Origin of the sequence: Vibrio pomeroyi (assembly GCF_024347595.1) — a bacterium.
GTDB lineage: Bacteria > Pseudomonadota > Gammaproteobacteria > Enterobacterales > Vibrionaceae > Vibrio > Vibrio pomeroyi.
The window spans coordinates 1,001,972-1,021,914 of record NZ_AP025506.1; the positions used below are offsets into that span (position 1 = coordinate 1,001,972).

At 42.9% G+C, this 19,943-nt stretch carries 10 protein-coding genes, 7 tRNA genes and 1 pseudogene; 7 read left to right on the forward strand and 11 right to left on the reverse strand.

What is annotated here, in order from left to right:
* The first annotated feature begins 93 nt into the window (after positions 1-93).
* Positions 94-972, forward strand: a complete 879-nt coding sequence (locus tag OCV12_RS04450) for a LysR substrate-binding domain-containing protein (RefSeq protein ID WP_261885440.1) — start codon at positions 94-96, stop codon at positions 970-972.
* Between the two features lie 106 nt (positions 973-1,078).
* Positions 1,079-1,243: a hypothetical protein gene (locus tag OCV12_RS04455; RefSeq protein ID WP_202603630.1), complete on the forward strand. Its 165-nt coding sequence runs from the start codon at positions 1,079-1,081 to the stop codon at positions 1,241-1,243.
* 106 nt (positions 1,244-1,349) lie between these two features.
* Here OCV12_RS04455 and OCV12_RS04460 read toward each other — a convergent pair whose 3' ends face one another.
* The 3 genes from OCV12_RS04460 to OCV12_RS04470 form a co-directional block, all read right to left on the reverse strand.
* Positions 1,350-2,270 (reverse strand): YeiH family protein, encoded by a 921-nt coding sequence (locus tag OCV12_RS04460; RefSeq protein WP_239847151.1) that lies wholly within the window; start codon positions 2,268-2,270, stop codon positions 1,350-1,352.
* A gap of 157 nt (positions 2,271-2,427) precedes the next feature.
* A complete protein-coding gene (locus OCV12_RS04465; RefSeq protein ID WP_261885441.1) occupies positions 2,428-4,302 on the reverse strand; it encodes an MFS transporter in 1,875 nt (624 codons plus the stop codon).
* A 17-nt stretch (positions 4,303-4,319) separates the two neighbouring features.
* Positions 4,320-4,910: a TetR/AcrR family transcriptional regulator gene (locus tag OCV12_RS04470; protein WP_210473111.1), complete on the reverse strand. Its 591-nt coding sequence runs from the start codon at positions 4,908-4,910 to the stop codon at positions 4,320-4,322.
* 197 nt (positions 4,911-5,107) lie between these two features.
* Here OCV12_RS04470 and OCV12_RS04475 point away from each other — a divergent pair, with 197 nt between their 5' ends.
* Entirely contained in the window at positions 5,108-6,019 is a 912-nt protein-coding gene (locus OCV12_RS04475; RefSeq protein ID WP_108020797.1) for a Tim44 domain-containing protein, read from the forward strand.
* 636 nt (positions 6,020-6,655) lie between these two features.
* Here the strand turns inward: OCV12_RS04475 and OCV12_RS04480 are convergent.
* The 7 genes from OCV12_RS04480 to OCV12_RS04510 all read right to left on the reverse strand — a co-directional run bounded on the left by OCV12_RS04480 (position 6,656) and on the right by OCV12_RS04510 (position 7,863).
* Positions 6,656-6,740, reverse strand: a tRNA-Tyr gene (locus OCV12_RS04480).
* Positions 6,741-6,842: 102 nt separating this feature from the next.
* A tRNA-Tyr gene (locus OCV12_RS04485) sits at positions 6,843-6,927 on the reverse strand.
* A 102-nt stretch (positions 6,928-7,029) separates the two neighbouring features.
* A tRNA-Tyr gene (locus OCV12_RS04490) sits at positions 7,030-7,114 on the reverse strand.
* Between the two features lie 102 nt (positions 7,115-7,216).
* Positions 7,217-7,301: transfer RNA gene (locus OCV12_RS04495), tRNA-Tyr, on the reverse strand.
* 102 nt (positions 7,302-7,403) lie between these two features.
* Positions 7,404-7,488 (reverse strand) — tRNA-Tyr (locus OCV12_RS04500).
* Positions 7,489-7,590: 102 nt separating this feature from the next.
* Positions 7,591-7,675: transfer RNA gene (locus tag OCV12_RS04505), tRNA-Tyr, on the reverse strand.
* 103 nt (positions 7,676-7,778) lie between these two features.
* Positions 7,779-7,863: transfer RNA gene (locus OCV12_RS04510), tRNA-Tyr, on the reverse strand.
* A 551-nt stretch (positions 7,864-8,414) separates the two neighbouring features.
* Between OCV12_RS04510 and OCV12_RS04515 the strand changes: the two genes are divergently transcribed.
* Together OCV12_RS04515 and vexH are read left to right on the forward strand one after the other, a co-directional pair.
* Positions 8,415-9,491: an efflux RND transporter periplasmic adaptor subunit gene (locus OCV12_RS04515; RefSeq protein WP_261885442.1), complete on the forward strand. Its 1,077-nt coding sequence runs from the start codon at positions 8,415-8,417 to the stop codon at positions 9,489-9,491.
* The gene (gene vexH / locus OCV12_RS04520; protein WP_108020301.1) at positions 9,491-12,604 is read left to right on the forward strand and encodes a vibriobactin export RND transporter permease subunit VexH; all 3,114 of its coding nucleotides are present in this window, start codon (positions 9,491-9,493) and stop codon (positions 12,602-12,604) included. Before OCV12_RS04515 ends, vexH begins: the two co-directional genes overlap by 1 nt.
* A gap of 170 nt (positions 12,605-12,774) precedes the next feature.
* On the opposite strand, the pseudogene OCV12_RS04525 reads toward vexH, so the two are convergent.
* Positions 12,775-12,996: pseudogene (locus OCV12_RS04525) on the reverse strand (DUF1244 domain-containing protein); the annotation flags it as partial.
* 126 nt (positions 12,997-13,122) lie between these two features.
* Here OCV12_RS04525 and gmtY point away from each other — a divergent pair.
* Together gmtY and OCV12_RS04535 are read left to right on the forward strand one after the other, a co-directional pair.
* On the forward strand, positions 13,123-14,562 hold the full coding sequence (gene gmtY / locus OCV12_RS04530) for a gamma-mobile-trio recombinase GmtY (protein ID WP_261885443.1): 1,440 nt from the start codon (positions 13,123-13,125) through the stop codon (positions 14,560-14,562).
* Positions 14,563-14,567: 5 nt separating this feature from the next.
* Positions 14,568-19,943, forward strand: a complete 5,376-nt coding sequence (locus tag OCV12_RS04535) for a VPA1269 family protein (RefSeq protein WP_261885444.1) — start codon at positions 14,568-14,570, stop codon at positions 19,941-19,943.

Consider the following 19,943-nt stretch of genomic DNA (forward strand, 5'->3'; position numbering starts at 1 on the left):
TTAAGTAACAGCGGCTATTAGAAACTTATTTCTTAATGCAAACAAACGAAACGGGTAGTAGTATGAATTAAAATTTTTAATGCATGAATGCTTATGGCCAACCATCAGTCTTTACTTAGAAATCTTCATACCTTCAATGTCGCCGCAGAGAAAATGAGCTTCACGCTGGCTGCGAAAAAGCTCCATCTGACGCAAGGGGCGGTGAGTCATCGAATCAAGGTGTTAGAAGGTGAGCTTGGGTTTAACTTGTTTGTTCGAGGCACTCGCAAACTGGAGTTAACGGAAGAAGGTCAGCGCTTCCAAAGAACCTTGTCTAAGTCGTTGAGCTCGATTTTTGGTGAGATTGAAGACATTACCAACACCGATCTCTATGGGCAGATCAATATCGGCACTAGTCCAGCATTTGCCAATAGTTGGTTACTACCAAGGCTCGCTGATTTTAAGCAGAGATATCCTAAATTTAACCTCAATATCTTCTCGCAAGAGGAGCAGGACTTTCATCAGAATCACCTTGATGTTGCTATCTATTACGGCGCGGAAGACCTCAAAGACATGCACCGACAACGCCTGTTTGGTGAAAAGTACATTCCGGTCTGTACGCCGAGTTATGCCGCGGAACACAAGATCTTTGATGATGGTTTGGATTCGCTCCATAGGATTAACTTCATTCATGCATTAGGTTCCGACGTGTGGCAACGTTGGATTAAGCACAATAATTTGGATGTGAACCTGTTCGAACAGTTTTACTGTGTGAGCCATCGAGATATGGGTGTGAAGAGCGCTCTGTACAACATCGGTGTCGCGATGGGACGCTATCACTTTGTTAAACAATACATAGAGACAGGCGAGCTGATCACGCCTTATCCGAGCATGGAGACAGACAAAGGGTATGACTTAATTTGTCCGCTAGGCACTGAAAAGCGACCTAAAGTCAGAACCTTTATTAAGTGGTTAGAGGGGCAGTTGAACTAGGTTAGTTAATTTAGCAATTAGATAGTTCAAAACAGAATTTATTATCTTTATAACCATCCATCATAATAAGCCATATAAATAACGGATTATAGAATAAGGTCTTATTATGAAAATTGCGCTCATCATTGCGGTATTACTGCAGATAGGCCAAGCGATAACATCGTCAGGGCTGACACGCTCGTTAGCTGAGCTCACCGCGTTTGTATTAGTTGTGGTATTAGTTTTGATGAAAAGAGAGAGTAAGAAGAGTGATAAGCCCCTGTTTGATTAGTAGTTTGGTCAATATAGATGACAAACGATAAAGGCAAAGCCCATACGAGCTTTGCCTTTTTGTTTTGTTGTTCGTTATTTTTACGAGCGGCTAAGTTTTAGGTAGATTAAGCGAGAGTTAACCAAGCTAACGAACCTGTAGAAATCATCACCCACATCGAAATACCAAACATCAATGGCTTTGGCCCAGCTGCTTTCAGTTTCTCTACTGAGATGCCGCAGCCAATCAAGAACAGACACACAACCAACGCACGCTTAGACACATCAAAGATCCCCTGATACACCATCTCAAACTGTGGCAATAAGTCACTAACAGCGATAGCCGCACAATAGAAGAAAATGAAGTAGGGAACAGTAATCTTCTTTTGATCGCTCTTGAAGATCATTGCGCTGACCAAAGCAATTGGGATGATCCAAAGTGCACGCGCTAGCTTAAGTGTTGTCGCGGTAGTCAGTGCTTCCTCACCATAAGCTGATGCTGCACCCACAACCGAAGAGGTATCATGAATCGCGATTGCTGCCCAAGTACCGAACGTCTGTTGGCTTAATTCAAGCGCATGGCCAATCATTGGAAATAGAAACAGCGCCACTGAGTTCAGCACGAAGACGGTAGCCAACGCCAAGCCAATCTGCTCATCTTCTGCTTTGATGGCTGGCGCTACTGCTGCGATAGCGCTACCACCACAAATAGCGGTGCCAGAAGAGATAAGATAGCCCGTGGTGCGATCTAGTCCCATGCGTTTCGCTAAGAACCAACCGATAACTAGCGTGCCGATGATGGTAGTGATAATCAAACCGATACCGTCACCTGTTACTGCTAGCGCTTTCTCGAATTGAATACCAAAACCTAAGCCGACAATCGAGTAGGCCAGAAGCTTTTTAGTCAGTTTGCCAACTTCTACATTCTCAGGCACTAAGCCTAAGCTCGCAAGAAGAAAGCCGATAACCAGTGCTGTAGGGGAGCTTACCCATGGGGTTAAGCAAAATAGAGCAGCAAGATAAAACGGAATGGACTTATTCATTTTCATTATATTGTTTTTGTCATTTCTGGTTATGGCAGCATAGCGAAGACTATACGCTTAACTTAATGATAAGTAAGTCTAAATGAATTGAACAAACGTTAAGAAAAACTGAACGCTTGTTCATGGCTATGAATTTGGCGTAATAAAGCGTGAGTTCATCGAGTTATCGTAGCGATCCACGGAGCTCAGCAACCGATTGACGAAGTGTCTCGCACGTCGCTTCCTTCGGTGAGATGGGCTTGCCAGCTTCAATCTCTAACTTAGTCCAGAAACGGCTTGGTAGCCCTTTGCATGCTCGCCCTTTGAAGCGGCTAAAGTAACTGCCCCAAAGGCCTTTGAGTGCCATTGGAATCACTGGGACAGGAGAGCGTCTAATAATCAGCTCCATGCCACGCATGAACTCTGCTACTTCACCATCAGAGGTGAGTTTACCTTCAGGGAAGATACACACGATGTGACCTTCATGAAGCGCTTGTTCCACTTCTTTGAAAGCGTTACGAATAGAGCCGCGATTGGTCGCGGAGATTGGAATAACCCCAGCTCTTTTCAAGAAGCGTCGAATCGGCGGTAACTTGGTGTAATCCTCTTCCATCACAAAGCGAATCAAACGTGGACAAACCGCACTCAGCAGCAGTGCATCCATATAACTCACATGATTGCAGACGATTAGTGCGCCGCCTTTCTCGGGCAAGTGATGTAGGTTCTTATGCTTTACACGATACATGGTGTGAGTCACCACCCAAGTGAAAAAGCGGAACGCATAGATAGGCACCTGATAAAACAGGTACAGCATCACCAAAGTGTTACCTGCCGCCAGCAACACAAACAGCTGTGGAATGGAAAGATCAAGCACACTCAGGCAAACGATGCCGAGTACAGCACTTCCCACCATGAACAGTGAGTTGTAAATATTGAGACCGGCAATCACTTGCGCTCGCTCATCTGGCTTTGCTCGTAACTGCATCAAGGAGTACAGAGGGACAATAAAGATACCGCCAGATATCCCAAGCAGTAACAAGTAAGCAAACAGTGGCCAAAGTTCGGAGTGGGTGACGAATTGGTGGAATGAGCCGAAATCAGGCAACGACTCAGGAATCGATATCGCCATCAATAGGCCAAATACTGAAATCCCCAAGCTGCCCATTGGCACGATGCCGATTTCAATTCGGTGATTGGATAACTTGTCACACGCTAAAGAACCGATGGCAATGCCTACCGAGAAAAGTGCCAATAAAAAGGCGACCGAACTTTCAGTGCCATTTAGGTGCAGCTTAGTGAAATTTGGGAATTGAGTGAGATAAGCCGCGCCAAGGAACCAGAACCAGCTGATAGACATCAGCGCTTGGAAGGTTGGGCGGTCTTTTTTGGCAATCGCAAGTGTTGCTCGGGTCAGCTTTACTGGCTGCCACTTCACTTTCAAATCAGGGGCGTTACTTGGCGCTTCAGGAATAAAGCAGCTTGATACGTAACCAAGAACGGCGAATGACACGATGCACACCGCAGCAATAAGCTTAGCGCCTTCTTCTGAAGCAATAATGCCAGCACCAAGAGTACCAATCAGAATCGCTAGGAATGTACCTGTCTCAACCAGAGCATTGCCAGAAACGAGCTCTTTTGTCTTTAGTTGCTGTGGAAGTAGGGCGTATTTTACTGGGCCAAAGAAGGCACTTTGTGTCCCCATCAGAAACAGCAGTAGTAGCAATATTCCGTAGCTTTCATAGATAAATCCGATCGCACCCAGTGACATAATCACCACTTCCAGGAGCTTAACTTTTCGGATAAACCAAGATTTTTCGTATTTATCAGCCAGTACACCGGCTAATGCAGAAAATAGGAAGAAGGGCAGAATAAACAGGCCTGCAGCCAAGTTTATGAATAAATTACTGGAGATAGGCAGCGTGTCTACGCTGGCGAAAGCAACAAACAGTAACAGAACATTTTTGAATATGTTGTCATTAAAGGCTCCCAGAAATTGGGTGATAAAGTAGGGTAGGAACCTTTTTTGCGTTAACAGCGAAGATTGGCTGCTGTTGTTCATTCTCTTTCCTTGGATGCTTACCAGTTGGTTAGGTAGTTTGAGACTAGGTTATTGATCAGTTCTTTACCATCGATAGGCTCAGAAGCAAAAAACTTATCATCAACGCTAAGTAGAGTAATTCCATGTACTCCAGACCATAATACACGGCTGGCTTTAACGACTTCACTTTCTGTATGTTCAGGAGCAATCGCGACTAGAAGCTGCTCAAGCATACCGGTCATTTTATCGATACGGTTCGATTGCCATTCAGGAAGGTTTTCACCGTTCATGTTGTGCTCGAAAATAAGCTGCCAACGGTGAGGGTGTTTTTGTGCGAAGTCATGGTAGCAGTAAGCAAGGTTGAATAGAGCTTGCTGAGGATTGCTCGATTGTTCAACTGCGGCCGCTGATTCAGACGCCAGTTCATCTAATGTTTGAGCAACAACGTGCAAAAGCAGTAGGTTGTAGTTGCCGAATACATTCACCAATGTACTAGGAACGTAACCAATCATATTGGCAATTTTACGTAGACTTAACTCGTGATAAGAGTGCTGGTCTAAAAAGTCTGTCACTGTCTTTAAAGTCAGCTGAACTAATTGTTCTCGAGTGTGATCGTTTCTGCGTGCCATGATTAGTTTCTAGTAAATGAACATCGTTCAATATTTTAATGCCCTCCCCGATAGCCGTCAATCCTTCCGCTAATTAAGTAACCAATTAATAGCCGCAATATTATGATACATGTGTAAACACCGTGAATATTTCATTGTTCTTTGTTAACGAGTATGATTAAGGTGTCGAAAGATAAAGAAACCTATAAAGGATAATAATGAAACGATTTTTCTCACTAGTCGCGATCCTGTTGGTAACAGTCGCGGTGACGCCAATCGCGGAAGCGAAAAAGTTTGGTGGTGGTAAGTCATTTGGCAAAAGCTTTAAAACGGCTCCAGCACCAAAACAACAAAATACGAATTCGATCCGTCAAGATCAAACGGGTAAGAACACAGCTGCGAACTCTAGCAAGAAAGGCCTTATGGGCGGTCTGCTAGGTGGTCTACTTGCTGGTGGTCTATTAGCGGCGTTCTTTGGTGGCGCATTTGAAGGTATCCAGTTCATGGATATTCTGATTATGGGTCTGATCGCTTTCCTAGCGTTTAAATTCCTACGCGGAATGCTGGGTGCTAAGCAGGGCTCTATGAATCAGCAGAATGCACGTGGTCAACAGCCAGCATTCGGCGGCATGGGTCAGAACAAGTTTGAACAACCAAAGCAGCAACAGCCAAATGTTCATAACTTCGAGCAAGCACAACCTCAATCACAAGGTACTGCTGGTGGTTTCGGTTTTGGTGCGCAAAGCGATGTTCCACATAACTACCCACCGGGCTTTGATCAAGCGGCCTTCATCAATGGCTCTCGTGAGCACTACCGTACACTGCAAGGTGCATGGAACCACAACGAGCTAAACACGATTGAAGAGTACGTGTCTCCAAGCCTGTTTGAAGACCTAAAAGCTGAGCGTAACAAGCTAGATGGTGATCAGCACACAGACGTAATGTACGTTGATGCTGAAATCGTTCGTGCTGACCACGATGGTAGCAAAGCACAACTAAGCTTACAGTTTAGTGGTCGTTACCGTGATACAGCGGATGGCATCGAAGAAGATATCACCGATATCTGGCACTTAGAGCGCGATCTAACTACTGACAATGCGCCTTGGCTAATTGTTGGTATTCAAGGTTAATCTCGATAGTTAACTAAAAATGAGTTAACGAGACATTACTTTGATTATTGAAAGCCCCTACGGAGAAATCTGTAGGGGCTTTTTTGTGTCTGGTTGTTTGGAACTGTAAATTTTAAGAAGGGCGCTTGTCTTCGGGTTATAGAAAATGTAGTTCTTTAGATATTTGCGTTGGTAGAAAACGGTATCATCACGACAATTATTTAGAGTGATACTTTGTGCTAACGGTGAGTTAGGCTGAACGCTATTTAGATATTCAATTTGGGTATCTAGCCAAGATAGAGGTGTTAATCGTGACGACTGAGTTTTTCGAGCCGATACTAGAACCTGAAATACCACTACAGCAGAAACAACAAATAGCGGATAAGTGTGAGGAGCATGTGTCTACAAACTGCTTAGGCTGCGCTGCTTACTTGGTATGTGAACGCCACATGGAAGTCTGGAGAGACTGAGCGCTCAGTGATCTTCAAGAGATTCAATCTTGTTGTGAGATCTACGGATAGAAGTTTGAAGTGTTGAACTTAGACAGAAGCGGTTTAAATTTAGCTTTGATAAGGCAGGGCTTACCAATAAAGCGTTCAGAAACGAAAAAAGCCAACTCAATGAGTTGGCTTTTCGATTTTCCAATTAAGGAGAGTATGGTGGAGGGAGACGGATTCGAACCATCGAAGGCAGTGCCGGCAGATTTACAGTCTGCTCCCTTTGGCCACTCGGGAACCCCTCCAGGGTGTGTCTTACTTTTCACAAAGTAAGCCTAAATTGATGTTTTCCCATAAGCCCATCAACTAGGTTGTTCTCTTAACTCTTGAAAGAGGTAAGAAGAATATGGTGGAGGGAGACGGATTCGAACCATCGAAGGCAGTGCCGGCAGATTTACAGTCTGCTCCCTTTGGCCACTCGGGAACCCCTCCAGGGTGTGTCTTACTTTTCACAAAGTAAGCCTAAATTGATGTTTTCCCATAAGCCCATCAATCAGGTTGTTCTCTTAACTCTCGAAAGAGGTAAGAAGAATATGGTGGAGGGAGACGGATTCGAACCATCGAAGGCAGTGCCGGCAGATTTACAGTCTGCTCCCTTTGGCCACTCGGGAACCCCTCCAGGGTGTGTCTTACTTTTCACAAAGTAAGCCTAAACTGATGTTTTCCCATAAGCCCATCAATCAGGTTGTTCTCTTAACTCTCGAAAGAGGTAAGAAGAATATGGTGGAGGGAGACGGATTCGAACCATCGAAGGCAGTGCCGGCAGATTTACAGTCTGCTCCCTTTGGCCACTCGGGAACCCCTCCAGGGTGTGTCTTACTTTTCACAAAGTAAGCCTAAATTGATGTTTTCCCATAAGCCCATCAATCAGGTTGTTCTCTTAACTCTCGAAAGAGGTAAGAAGAATATGGTGGAGGGAGATGGATTCGAACCATCGAAGGCAGTGCCGGCAGATTTACAGTCTGCTCCCTTTGGCCACTCGGGAACCCCTCCAGGGTGTGTCTTACTTTTCACAAAGTAAGCCTAAATTGATGTTTTCCCATAAGCCCATCAATCAGGTTGTTCTCTTAACTCTTAAAAGAGGTAAGAAGAATATGGTGGAGGGAGACGGATTCGAACCATCGAAGGCAGTGCCGGCAGATTTACAGTCTGCTCCCTTTGGCCACTCGGGAACCCCTCCAGGGTGTGTCTTACTCTTCACAAAGTAAGCCTAAATTGATGTTTTCCCATAAGCCCATCAATCAGATTGCTCTCTTAACTCTCGAAAGAGGTAAGAAGAAATATGGTGGAGGGAGACGGATTCGAACCATCGAAGGCGGAGCCGGCAGATTTACAGTCTGCTCCCTTTGGCCACTCGGGAACCCCTCCAGGGTGTTTTTTCCTAACTCATAATGGATAGGCTAAAGAGATGTTTTTCCCAACGCATCTCTCAAGTGCGGAGCGCATCATAGCAAACACGTTAAACGTGTAAAGGGTTTTTCTTATGGTTTTGTGTTAAATGCTGCCTTTTTGGGCAAAGATGGCGAAAAGTACGCATATTGCTCGTGAAGTGAACATCTGTACTAAGGTTTACGTACTGAGGGGTAACACCTTGAGGTAATTGGCTTTCTGTATTGTGTTCAATGTGTCTAAAGCGTGATGAAACGTAAATGGAATTTAATCTAGATTTACACTTCTTGACGTTACAGTATTCATTAGTTGATAGAATACGGTTAATTTCATTTATAGATAATAATACCAATCGTAGTAAATCTAGGTGTCATCCTAGCTTGTTAAAATGCTCGATAACGGCGTTAGAATTTTTGATTGTAGAATAACTACTTATCGAAAATCCTGTCTTGTTCTCAAGCCTTTTTCCTACGCTATTTCTGACCACTTGCTCACTGTGATTGGTATAACCTTACTTGCAGACCATTATTATGAAGCATAAATCTGTTATAACCCTGCTTAGCTTGTCTATCCTTATGGCGTCTCCAGCCGCACTTGCTAAACGTATGGGCCCTAGCACTGTCACTGTTGTTACTGAGCAGGTTGATATTCACCAAGTTAGCCAATCTCTTTCTTTAGTCGGTAAGTTAGAAGCCGAACAATCTGTAATGATCACTTCTGAAGTGGCTGGCCGAGTCGACTCTATCAAGATCAAAGCGAACCAAGATGTCACTAAAGGGCAGATGTTGGTTCAGCTAGACGACGACAAAGCGAAAGCAGCCGTTGCAGAAGCTCAAGCGTATTTAAAAGATGAGCAACGTAAGCTAGCGGAATTTCAACGCCTAGTGAAACGTAACGCGATCACTCAAACGGAAATCGATGCACAGAAAACCAATGTTGAGATTGCGAACGCTCGTTTAGCAGCAGCAAATGCCAACCTAAAAGATCTTCACATCAGCGCGCCTTTCTCTGGCACGGTCGGTTTTATCGACTTTAGCCGAGGCAAAATGGTGACATCAGGCACTGAACTGGTGACTCTAGATGATCTGTCTGTGATGCAGTTAGACCTGCAGATCCCAGAACGCTACCTTTCAATGCTATCAAAAGGCATGAAAGTCACCGCTCGCACTAGCGCGTGGGGTGATACTCAATTTACCGGTACAGTGGTTGGCATTGATTCTCGTATCAATGCTGAAACTCTGAACCTGCGAGTTCGAATTCACTTCGACAACAATAACGATTACCTAAAGCCGGGCATGTTAGTGTCGGCTGATATGGACTTCCCGCCGGTTGAAGCGCCGATCATCCCTGTACAAGCGTTGGAATACTCAGGTACTAAACGCTTTGTTTACGTGATTGGTGAAGATGATAAAGCGACTCGTACCGAAGTTTTCCTTGGCGCACGTATCGATAACGAAGTTGTGATCGAAAAGGGCATCGAGATTGGCCAGAAAATCGTTGTTCAAGGCATTGTGAATATGCGTGACGGTGTGTTGGTTCAAGAGCTCGCTGTTAATCGCCCTGCGGATGCTTCAAGTGATAAAAAAGCACAAGAAGGCGCTAACTAATGTTGTTATCTGATGTTTCTGTAAAGAGACCAGTAGCGGCTGTCGTATTGAGCCTGCTATTGGTTGTGTTTGGTATTGTCTCTTTCAATAAGCTCGCCGTGCGTGAGATGCCTGATATTGAAAGCCCAGTGGTTTCGATCAGTACTCGTTACGAGGGTGCATCGGCCACCATCATTGAAAGCCAAATAACCTCCAATCTTGAAGACCAGTTATCCGGTATCAGTGGTATCGATGAGATCGAGTCCACGACGCGTAACGGTATGTCGCGTATCACGATTACTTTCGAATTGGGTTACGACCTTAATACGGGTGTCAGTGATGTTCGTGATGCGGTAGCTCGTGCGCAACGTTCTTTGCCAGATGAAGCCGACGATCCGATTGTTTATAAGAACAACGGTAGCGGCGAAGCATCGGTTTACATCAACCTAAGTTCAACCGAGATGGACCGAACGCAGTTAACCGACTACACAGAACGTGTGTTGATTGACCGTTTCAGTCTGATCTCTGGCGTGAGCTCGGTGGATATCTCGGGTGGTTTGTACAAAGTAATGTACGTGAAGCTGAAACCTGCTCTGATGGCTGGCCGCGGTGTAACAGCGTCTGACATTACTGCAGCGCTGAACAGTGAGAATATTGAAAGCCCGGGTGGTGAAGTACGTAACGATGCGATAGTGATGTCGGTCCGTACTGCGCGTTCTTATACTGAAGCAAAAGACTTCGAATACCTCGTTGTAAAACGTGCTTCTGATAACACGCCTATTTACTTGAAAGACGTAGCAGATGTTTACATCGGTGCAGAGAACGAAAACTCGACCTTTAAGAGTGACGGCGTTGTTAACGTAAGTATGGGTATTGTGCCTCAATCAGATGCAAACCCACTTGAGGTGGCAGACTTAGTCCATAAAGAAGTTGAAGCGATTCAAAAATTCCTGCCTGACGGTACGCGTTTGGCTGTCGATTATGACTCAACGGTCTTTATCGATCGTTCTATCTCAGAGGTATACAGCACACTCTTTATTACGGGTGGCTTGGTTATCCTTGTGCTCTACGTCTTTATTGGTCAAGCACGTGCAACATTGATCCCAGCGGTGACGGTTCCTGTATCTCTGATCTCGTCGTTTATCGCGGCGTACTACTTCGGTTTCTCTATCAACCTGATTACCTTGATGGCACTTATCCTGTCTATCGGTCTGGTTGTAGATGACGCCATCGTGGTAGTAGAGAATATTTTCCACCACATTGAACGTGGCGAATCACCACTACTTGCCGCTTATAAAGGTACCCGTGAAGTAGGCTTTGCGGTAATCGCAACGACGCTTGTATTGGTAATGGTATTCCTACCAATCTCGTTCATGGATGGCATGGTAGGCCTCCTGTTTACTGAGTTCTCAGTATTGCTGGCGATGTCGGTGATCTTCTCGTCTGTCGTGGCATTAACGTTAACGCCAGTTCTGGGCAGTAAGATCCTAAAAGCGAATGTGAAACCTAACCGCTTCAACTTATTCATTGAGCGCGTGTTCGGCAAGCTTGAAAAAGGTTACAGAGCGGTATTGCGCCGTGCTCTAAACTGGCGTTGGGCAGCTCCAATCATCATTATTGCGTGTATGGGCGGTAGTTATGGTTTGATGCAACAAGTGCCTTCGCAACTTACTCCGCAAGAAGACCGTGGTGTTATCTTTGCGTTCGTACGTGGTGCAGATGCAACCAGTTATAACCGTATGTCTGCCAACATGGACATCGTTGAAGAGCGCCTAATGCCGTTGCTTGGTCAAGGTTTCTTGAAATCATTCAGCATTCAATCACCAGCGTTTGGTGGTAATGCGGGTGATCAAACAGGCTTCGTTATCATGATTCTAGAAGATTGGGACGAGCGTGATGTGACCGCGCAAGAAGCCTTGAATGAAGTTCGTAAATCGTTGAATGGCATCCCTGATGTACGTGTATTCCCGTTCATGCCGGGCTTCAAAGGTGGTTCAAGTGAGCCCGTTCAATTCGTACTGGGCGGTTCTGATTACACCGAACTTCAGAAGTGGGGCGAACTGTTAAAGCAAGCCGCTGAAGATTCACCAATGATGGAAGGCGCGGACATCGATTACTCTGAGAAAACACCAGAGCTATTGGTAACCGTAGATAAGCAGCGTGCCGCAGAGTTAGGTGTGAGCGTTTCTGATATTTCAGATACCTTAGAAATCATGCTTGGCGGTCGCAGTGAAACCACCTTTGTTGACCGTGGTGAAGAGTACGATGTTTACCTGCGTGGTGATGAAAACAGCTTCAACAACGCCAACGATTTAAGCCAAATCTACATGCGAACTCAGTCTGGCGAATTAGTCACGCTTGATACGCTGACACACATTGAAGAAGTGGCATCATCGATTCGTTTGTCGCACTACAACAAGCAGAAGTCGGTGACCATCAAAGCGAACTTAATGGAAGGTTACACGCTGGGCGATGCGCTAGATTTCCTTGATGAGCAAGCGATTGAACAGCTGCCGGGTGATATCTCAGTAAGCTACTCAGGTGAGTCTAAAGACTTCAAAGAGAACCAATCGAGCATTTTAGTGGTATTTGCGTTAGCGATGTTGGTGGCGTACTTGGTACTTGCGGCGCAGTTTGAGAGCTTCATTAACCCGCTGGTGGTGATGTTCACCGTACCTATGGGTATCTTTGGTGGCTTCTTAGGCTTGGTGCTGATGAGTCAAGGCCTCAACGTGTACAGCCAGATCGGTATGATCATGTTGATCGGTATGGTAACCAAAAACGGTATCTTGATCGTAGAGTTTGCTAACCAACTTCGTGACCGTGGTATCGAGTTTGAAAAGGCAATCATTGATGCTTCGGCTCGACGTTTACGTCCAATCATGATGACAGCATTTACTACGCTAGCAGGCGCAATTCCATTGATTACCTCAACGGGTGCAGGCTATGAAAGCCGAGTGGCTGTGGGTACGGTTATCTTCTTCGGTATGGGCTTTGCGACTTTGGTTACTCTGTTCGTAATCCCTGCGATGTATCGATTGATTTCTGGTACGACACGTTCTCCGGGTCACGTAGAAGCGCTTCTAAACAAAGAGCTAAGCCATGACAACGTGGGCAGAACCAGCCACGGTTAATCTGAGTGCTTAATCACGTCGATTAGTAGCAACGCTAATCAATAAAGCCCGATAACCTGTTAGTTGTCGGGCTTTTTGTTTGCTAAATATTGATGATTGAAAGTAGGAATGCGTTCAATCGAAAATAAAACTTCGCTCAGGATACGAATTCTTATTTGGTGTTCAATTTCTTAACTCTTTTTCGCTTGGCGAGCTTCAAACGCGGCCAATTGTTCAGGCGTCGCTTTCGGTTGATGGTTAACTTTCCATTCATCGTAAGTCATGCCATAAACACGTTCACGTGCATCGTCTAAATCTAAATCGACTCCCATCAATTCAGCTTCTGCTGCATACCATTTGCTAAAGCAATTTCGGCAAAAGCCAGCCAAGATCATTAGGTCGATGTTTTGCAGTCTTAATAGTTACAATCAACTAATCAAACCCTCAAAAAGTTGCTAGAAAACTAGTATTTAAAGCTGCAAGGATTTCTTTTTGGACTAGTATTTAATATATAAAAAACAATTAAACTACCAATAGAAATGACAAAAAATGAGTCCATAGTCTTAGTTGCAAAAATTTCAATACGGATGACTGTTCGTGATGCGAATGTGTTTGCCCTCCCTTTGATCTTTGTAAATGAAAATCTGCTTGTTTCCTATGCCCAATATGCATACGAAAAGAGAAACAAGTCATCTTCTTGGCATCAGAAAAGTGCTAGCTCGGTAGCGTTGTTCATTAGATATTTAATAAATCGTCGCAAAGATTTTTCTGATCCTGTTTCTTGCTTCAAATCGTTCATTGATGATCTTGAGTTCGGTACGATCGACCCAACAACCTCAGAAGACCCAAGCAATCTATTCTGGGCGCCAAAATCTTTAAAAAATCTAAATAAAACAATAAATTATATTACTCAATTTAACGAATACAATTACAAAAGAGCAAAGGAACTGGCAGTCGAAAAGCAAGTACCACTTAAAGCTATACTCTTAAATAAAAAACGAACTGCTAGTCTCTATGAGAAACATGTAAACCTTGCAGCCTGGCACCATAAACACTCAAACTCATTTCTGGCTCACACAAAAACGTTAGATAAAGACCAAATCAACGCTGCGTATAACATTAAGTCCCAGTATCGAATGCAAAAGCAAACCAAACTTTACACCTTTGATAGAGAGCGAATATTCGACCTGCTATATGCTTTCGGTACACGAGTAAAAGTCGGTAGTTTTATACAGACACACAACCTGCGTGACATACTCATTACTATACTCATGCATTTTGGAGGATTACGCGTATCTGAACCGTTTCACCTTTTTGTTGAAGATATAATGGAGAATCCAAACCACTCGGGTGAAGCGCTAGTAAAGCTATATCATCCAGATAGTCGCAGGGAAAAATTAGCAAAGATGGGATTAAGGCCAAGGACAGATAAGCATAATCCACATTCATACTACTCAGGCTGGAAAAGCCAATACATCAATGAAGTAACGACTGTTAAATGGTTTCCTGTTGAGGCGGGAAAATGGTTTTGGGAGCTTTGGGTTCTTTATATGACGCAACAGCGGGTCGAGTCATCTCAAGACCGAATTCATCCATTTGCATTTACAAGCAGAAACGGGGACCCTGCCTCTTACGGTAGTTTTCTACAGGCACACAAACGCGCAGTAGAACGAATAGGGCTTATTGTAGCCAAAGAGAATGGCACCACCCCCCACTCACACCGCCATAGATATGGTTCTGACGTTTGGGAAGTGACAAAAGATCCCGTCATATTACAAAAAGTACTACGACATTCGAGCCCATTATCGCAATACGTCTATATACACCCATCCGATGAAACAATCAGGTCAGAGTTACATAATGGCTTTGCCGCATTGAAAGAGATTGCAAACGAACGTAATGCACTCGAACTACTTTCTGATTCAATAAAAGATACCAGTACGGAAACCTTCTCTCGATTATCTGAATACTTAAGTTAGTTATTATGAAGAAACATAAACTGTATACACTGTTAGAGATAAAATTATATATAACACAAGCTCTTGAACAAGAAGGCACCAAACCTGAATCGATTGATTCTATGCCCCGTAAATATCAAACACTGCGCAAAAATGATTCTCGTATGCCTGCAAGACCAAATGCCCATTACTCAAAAAACGGTTGGATCAGTTATCGTGATCTATTTGGTCTATCAGAAACAAAGTTCTATCCAATAGAAGAGTTGAGATCCGTGATCAAAGAAGCTCTGGAACAAGAGAACACCGAGCCAAATTCAATTGTACATTTACAAAATAAGTATCGTGCTTTGAGAGAAAAAGACGCTCGTATGCCTTCAACTCCACGTACCTATTATGCTTTAAAAGGGTGGAAAAGTTATCGTAACTTATTTGGTCTACCGGACATAAATTTATACTCGCTCACAGAGCTGAAATCGGCGATCGCACAAGCCCTGAATCAAGAAGGCATCGATTCTAATTCAATTGGCCAAATACAAAATAAGTACCACGCCTTACGAAAAAATGATGTTTATATGCCTTCGAACCCAGACAAGTATTACGCTAAAGAAGGGTGGAAAGGATATCGCGACCTATTTGGTCTACCGGACGCAGAACTCTACTCATTTGAAGAACTGAGGTCTGTGATTAGACAAACGTTAAAACAAGAAGGTACCGAGCCAGATACAATTAGTAACCTCAATACCAAGTATGACACCTTACGTAAAACAAATACTCGTATACCTTCGACTCCCCACAAGTATTACGTTCACAAAGGTTGGAAAAGTTATCGCGACCTCTTTGGTCTACCGAGCATAGATTTTTACTCACTAGAAGAACTTAAATCCGCGATAAGACAAACTCTGACACAAGAAGGCATTACGCCTGAATCAATTCGTGGATTAACAAACAAATACCAAATTCTGCGTCGAAATAACTCTCGTATGCCTGCAGTTCCGTATAGCTATTACTCGAAAAAGGGATGGAAAAGTCTTCCTGACCTCTTTGGTCTACCGGATATAGAGTTCTACCCATTCGAAGAGCTAAAGTCCACGATTAAACAAATACTAAAACGAGAAGGTACCGAACCTGAATCAATTATCAGTACATGTCATAAATATCGCGCTCTGAGTGTAAAAGACGTTCGTATGCCTGCACATCCAAATATCTATTACGAAAAAAAGGGATGGAAAAGCTTTCCTGACCTGTTTGGGCTACCGGACGCAGAGTTTTACCAAATGAAAGTTCTAAAATCTATTATAAGACAGACTCTTGAACAAGAAGGCACTAAACCAGAGTCGATAAGTAATTTGTACAGAAAATATCTTGTCCTACGTGAAAATGATGATCGTATGCCCTCACACCCAAGTGAATATTACCCTAAAACAGAATGGAAAGGTTATCGGGATCTGTTTGGCCTACCAAACATAAAGTACTACTCACTTAAAGAGCTTAAATCAACAATCAAATACAGATTAAACCAAGAAGATACTGGGCTTGAATCCATTAGTGCTTTAACAGAAAAATATTCTGCCCTACGTAAAAATGATGCTCGTATGCCTTCAACTCCAGGAACCTATTACGCAAGTAAGGGATGGAAAGGCCTTTATAATTTGTTTGATCTACCTGAAAAAGATTTCTACTTATTCGAAGAGCTTCAATCTACGATTAAGCAAATGCTGAAACAAGAAAACTCTGAACCTATCTCTCTTGGACGACTACAAAAGAAGTATCACGCCTTGCGAGAAAAAGATGTTCGCATGCCTTCAACCCCACATACCTATTACGCAAAAAAGGGGTGGACAAATTTCCGTGACCTCTTTGGTTTTGAGTACTATCCATTTGAAGAGCTTAAATTCGTAATCAAACAAAAACTAAAACAAAAAAAAGTCGAACCTGAGTCAATTAATTCTTTGAGAAATGAATATATTATCCTGCGTAAACAAGATGTCCGTATGCCCTCAACTCCACAGACCTATTACGCAGATAAAGGCTGGAAAAATTATCGTAACCTGTTTGGTTTGAGCGAATCAAGATGGTACAGCTACCATGAAGCCCAGAATGCAATTCAAGCCTATTTAAAAAAGAATGAAAACATAAACCTTAATAAAATCACTCTAACTCATCTTGTTGACCTAATAGCTGAAAACGATCCTAAAATGCCAGATAGCCCTAATGTCGTTTATAGGGAACACTGGCTAGGATTCGAGTACTTCTGCCAACGAAAAAGCTTCTATAACTTCTTAGAAGCTCGGCAAATAGCAAAATGCAAAGGCTATACTGAAAACGAAGCGACTACGCTATCTTATGCTCGCCTACGTATCGAAGACTCAATGTTTCCTCAGTACCCTGAAAAAGCTTATTTGAGTCAGTGGCGCACTCTACAGCATTTTTTTGGTGTCAATGACGGACGTTATAACACTCTCAGTGATGCACAACGCTCAGCAGTAAAAATAGCTAACCAATTAGGAATTAAAATCACTAGTCGAACTTACCCTGAGATTGCAAAATTAGACGCGAGGTTACCTCCATCTATTGATCGGTATAAACCATATCAAGATGAATGGAAAGGATGGAAAGAGTTTTCTGGAACCATGAAGTACGATATAGACAAAGCTCGTGCGGTTGCCGTAGAGAATAAATGGTTCAGGTACAAAGAATATGAAAAAAACTATCGTAACGATGTTAAATTACCTGCTGAACCAGTCAAATATTATGGCCTAAGCAGCTATGAAGAGTTCGTTGAGTTTAGTTACTGGGACATCAAACATGTCAAAAAGTACTGTGAAGACAACAAAATATCTTCCATCCGAGAATACATTATACATGCAAAAAAAAATGTCTACTTGAAAGTTAGGTACCAAGCAATTGAGGGATTTACCAAAGCTAGTGAATTTCTATATAAAGCAAATCTATTTGATAACATTGAATACTTAGGATTTAAACAATGGGCAAAAATAGCGCGACAATTTCTAAGTAGCAATGCCAAACGTGGTTTTCAAACAAAAAGTAAACACATAAATCAATTTCTAATACATCTGATATCTAAAAATGCACTGCCTAGTAAACCGTTCAAATTATTTATAGCAGGCAACTATATCGAACCGATAGAACCGCTGATAAAGCGATCACATAACGGAAAATACCTAGAGTCCACAATCATTGAGTTTGTAAAATTCGTGATGGAAGATTGCTGTTACGACCGCGACGAGGATACTGGTGAACTAATTTCCATTAACCCAGACTTTCACTTTCGCCATCCTTACCAAAACGTAAATGTAGAGCTCGAATCAAAAGGTAGACCGAACCAAACGATTAAACCACCTCTAGATTTTGTCTATATAGATACCGCAAAACAATTCATCATTCCTGATTTTGTTCATGATGATAAAGGCAATAAGCGACCTTGTACTTCCTTTTCGGACCTCATTAATGCACACAAACTATTCGAATCAGATTGGTTTGAAGTAGATAAAAATACATATAAGCGTGCAATAAACGACCCTAGTTGTGCCACTAAAACTCAAGTAATCACAAAAAAAGTTGAGTTAAAAGAAGCAACACAAAAAGTTTATAAAATTTGGTCACCTGTTAGAGCTATCGCTATGTATCTATTGTTTTCATTACCACTCCGAGGCATCCAGGTTTGCTATCTTGATAGTGGTGAAGCAGATAGTGACAAACTGATTGAGCAAGAAGATGGAAGTCTTGCATGGGTGCCGAATGACAACCTCCTTGCTGGACAACTTAATAACAAAGGTTTCTTACACCGAGAAATTGGTGATGAAGTTGGAATGAACGTATCGACAAATAAAACCAGCACAAAAGAAGGAGGGTACACAGTACCGTGGATGCCACTAGATGTAGCGAAGTGGGTAATTCGTCTTCGAGACTGGCAGTCAACATATAACCCTCTTAATGCACCTACATCTTGGAGTGACATCGCCACGCCTACTGAAATGCACCAAAAAGTACTAAAAAAACGTGGCGGTCAGTGTTTCTTGTTCAGAGACCCACGTGATTCTCTGAAAAGAAAAACTAACCCACCAGGCAGTCAACCATTTCTTCCTAATTCAGCATACCGCGCATTTGAGAAGTTACTATATTTAATCCAAAACGATGACATACCGCTGGCACAAATACGAACAGGCAGGAATGGAAGTCGTGATAGTGATTTCCAATCAAATTATTCACCACACTCCCTACGCGTTAGCCATGTTTCAGCCCTTTTATTTGAAGGAGATGGACTCGACCCTGTTATTGTTCAAAAGCTCGTTGGCCACGCCAATTTAGTTATGACAATATACTACGGAGTTATAAATAGCGAGCAAATGCGTGATAAGTTAACAAGTCAATACAAAGAAATAGCTGCGAATAAACAAAAGCAATATCAAGCATCTCTACTATCACGGAACCTAGAAGAAGCCAAAGGCGAGCTTATTTATCTTAGTAATGGCGCTGGTCAGGTAGCTTGGGAAAACTCAGCAATGCGCTTTAAAGACAGCGGAATCTGCCCAGTCGCAAATGGTCGTTGCGATGAAGGTGGGCTGCCAATCAATCCCAACGCAAAAACATTGATCTATGCTAGAGCGAAGTCCTGCTACCAATGTCGTTTTTTTGTTACAGGACCTGCTTTTCTCGGAGGACTAGTTGCCAAATTCAATGAGGTTAATGTTGCTAGAAAACGCGCGAATAGTCGTATTGAATCGCTAGAAGGTAAAAAGAAAAAAATACGATTGAAAAAGAAACAGACCGAAGATCAACAACTGCCGACGGATAATATTAAACTTCAATTAGAACAAATCAATACATCCATAGATGCTGAACAAGTAAAGTTCTATGATATTTCAACAGATCAAGCGGCAATTTTCGGTAAGGTTCTGAAATGCATCAGGAAGATAAATGACGCAAGCTATGAAAAAAATGATACGCAAGGCGTTGCGCTAATTCTAAACAGGACCAAGGCTGAGGTTGGTGTGTCATTAAATGAGTCAAGCGACTTCAGGATATTGGCAGAGGTGTGTGAAGATGCACAAATTTATGACAGTATCGATGATAGTGAAGCGGTAAACCTACGTGCAAAATATCTTGATTCCATGCTTACAAACAACGGCTTTGACGCAATGTTTTTTCAACTTGATGAAGAACAATCAAGGTTCATCGGAAATCAAATGCAAAAACTATTGCTAAATCGACTAAAAGGTTGGAAGAGCGTAGAAAAACTAATCTATGGTGATATGCAACTGTTAGACTTAATGACTGACAATGATGGCAATTTTCAAATACTCAAAGAGGAAATGTCGCTGATCATTAATGGCTCTAACATTGAGACCTATCCTATGAGCGTGCAAAAAGTCGAGAGTTAA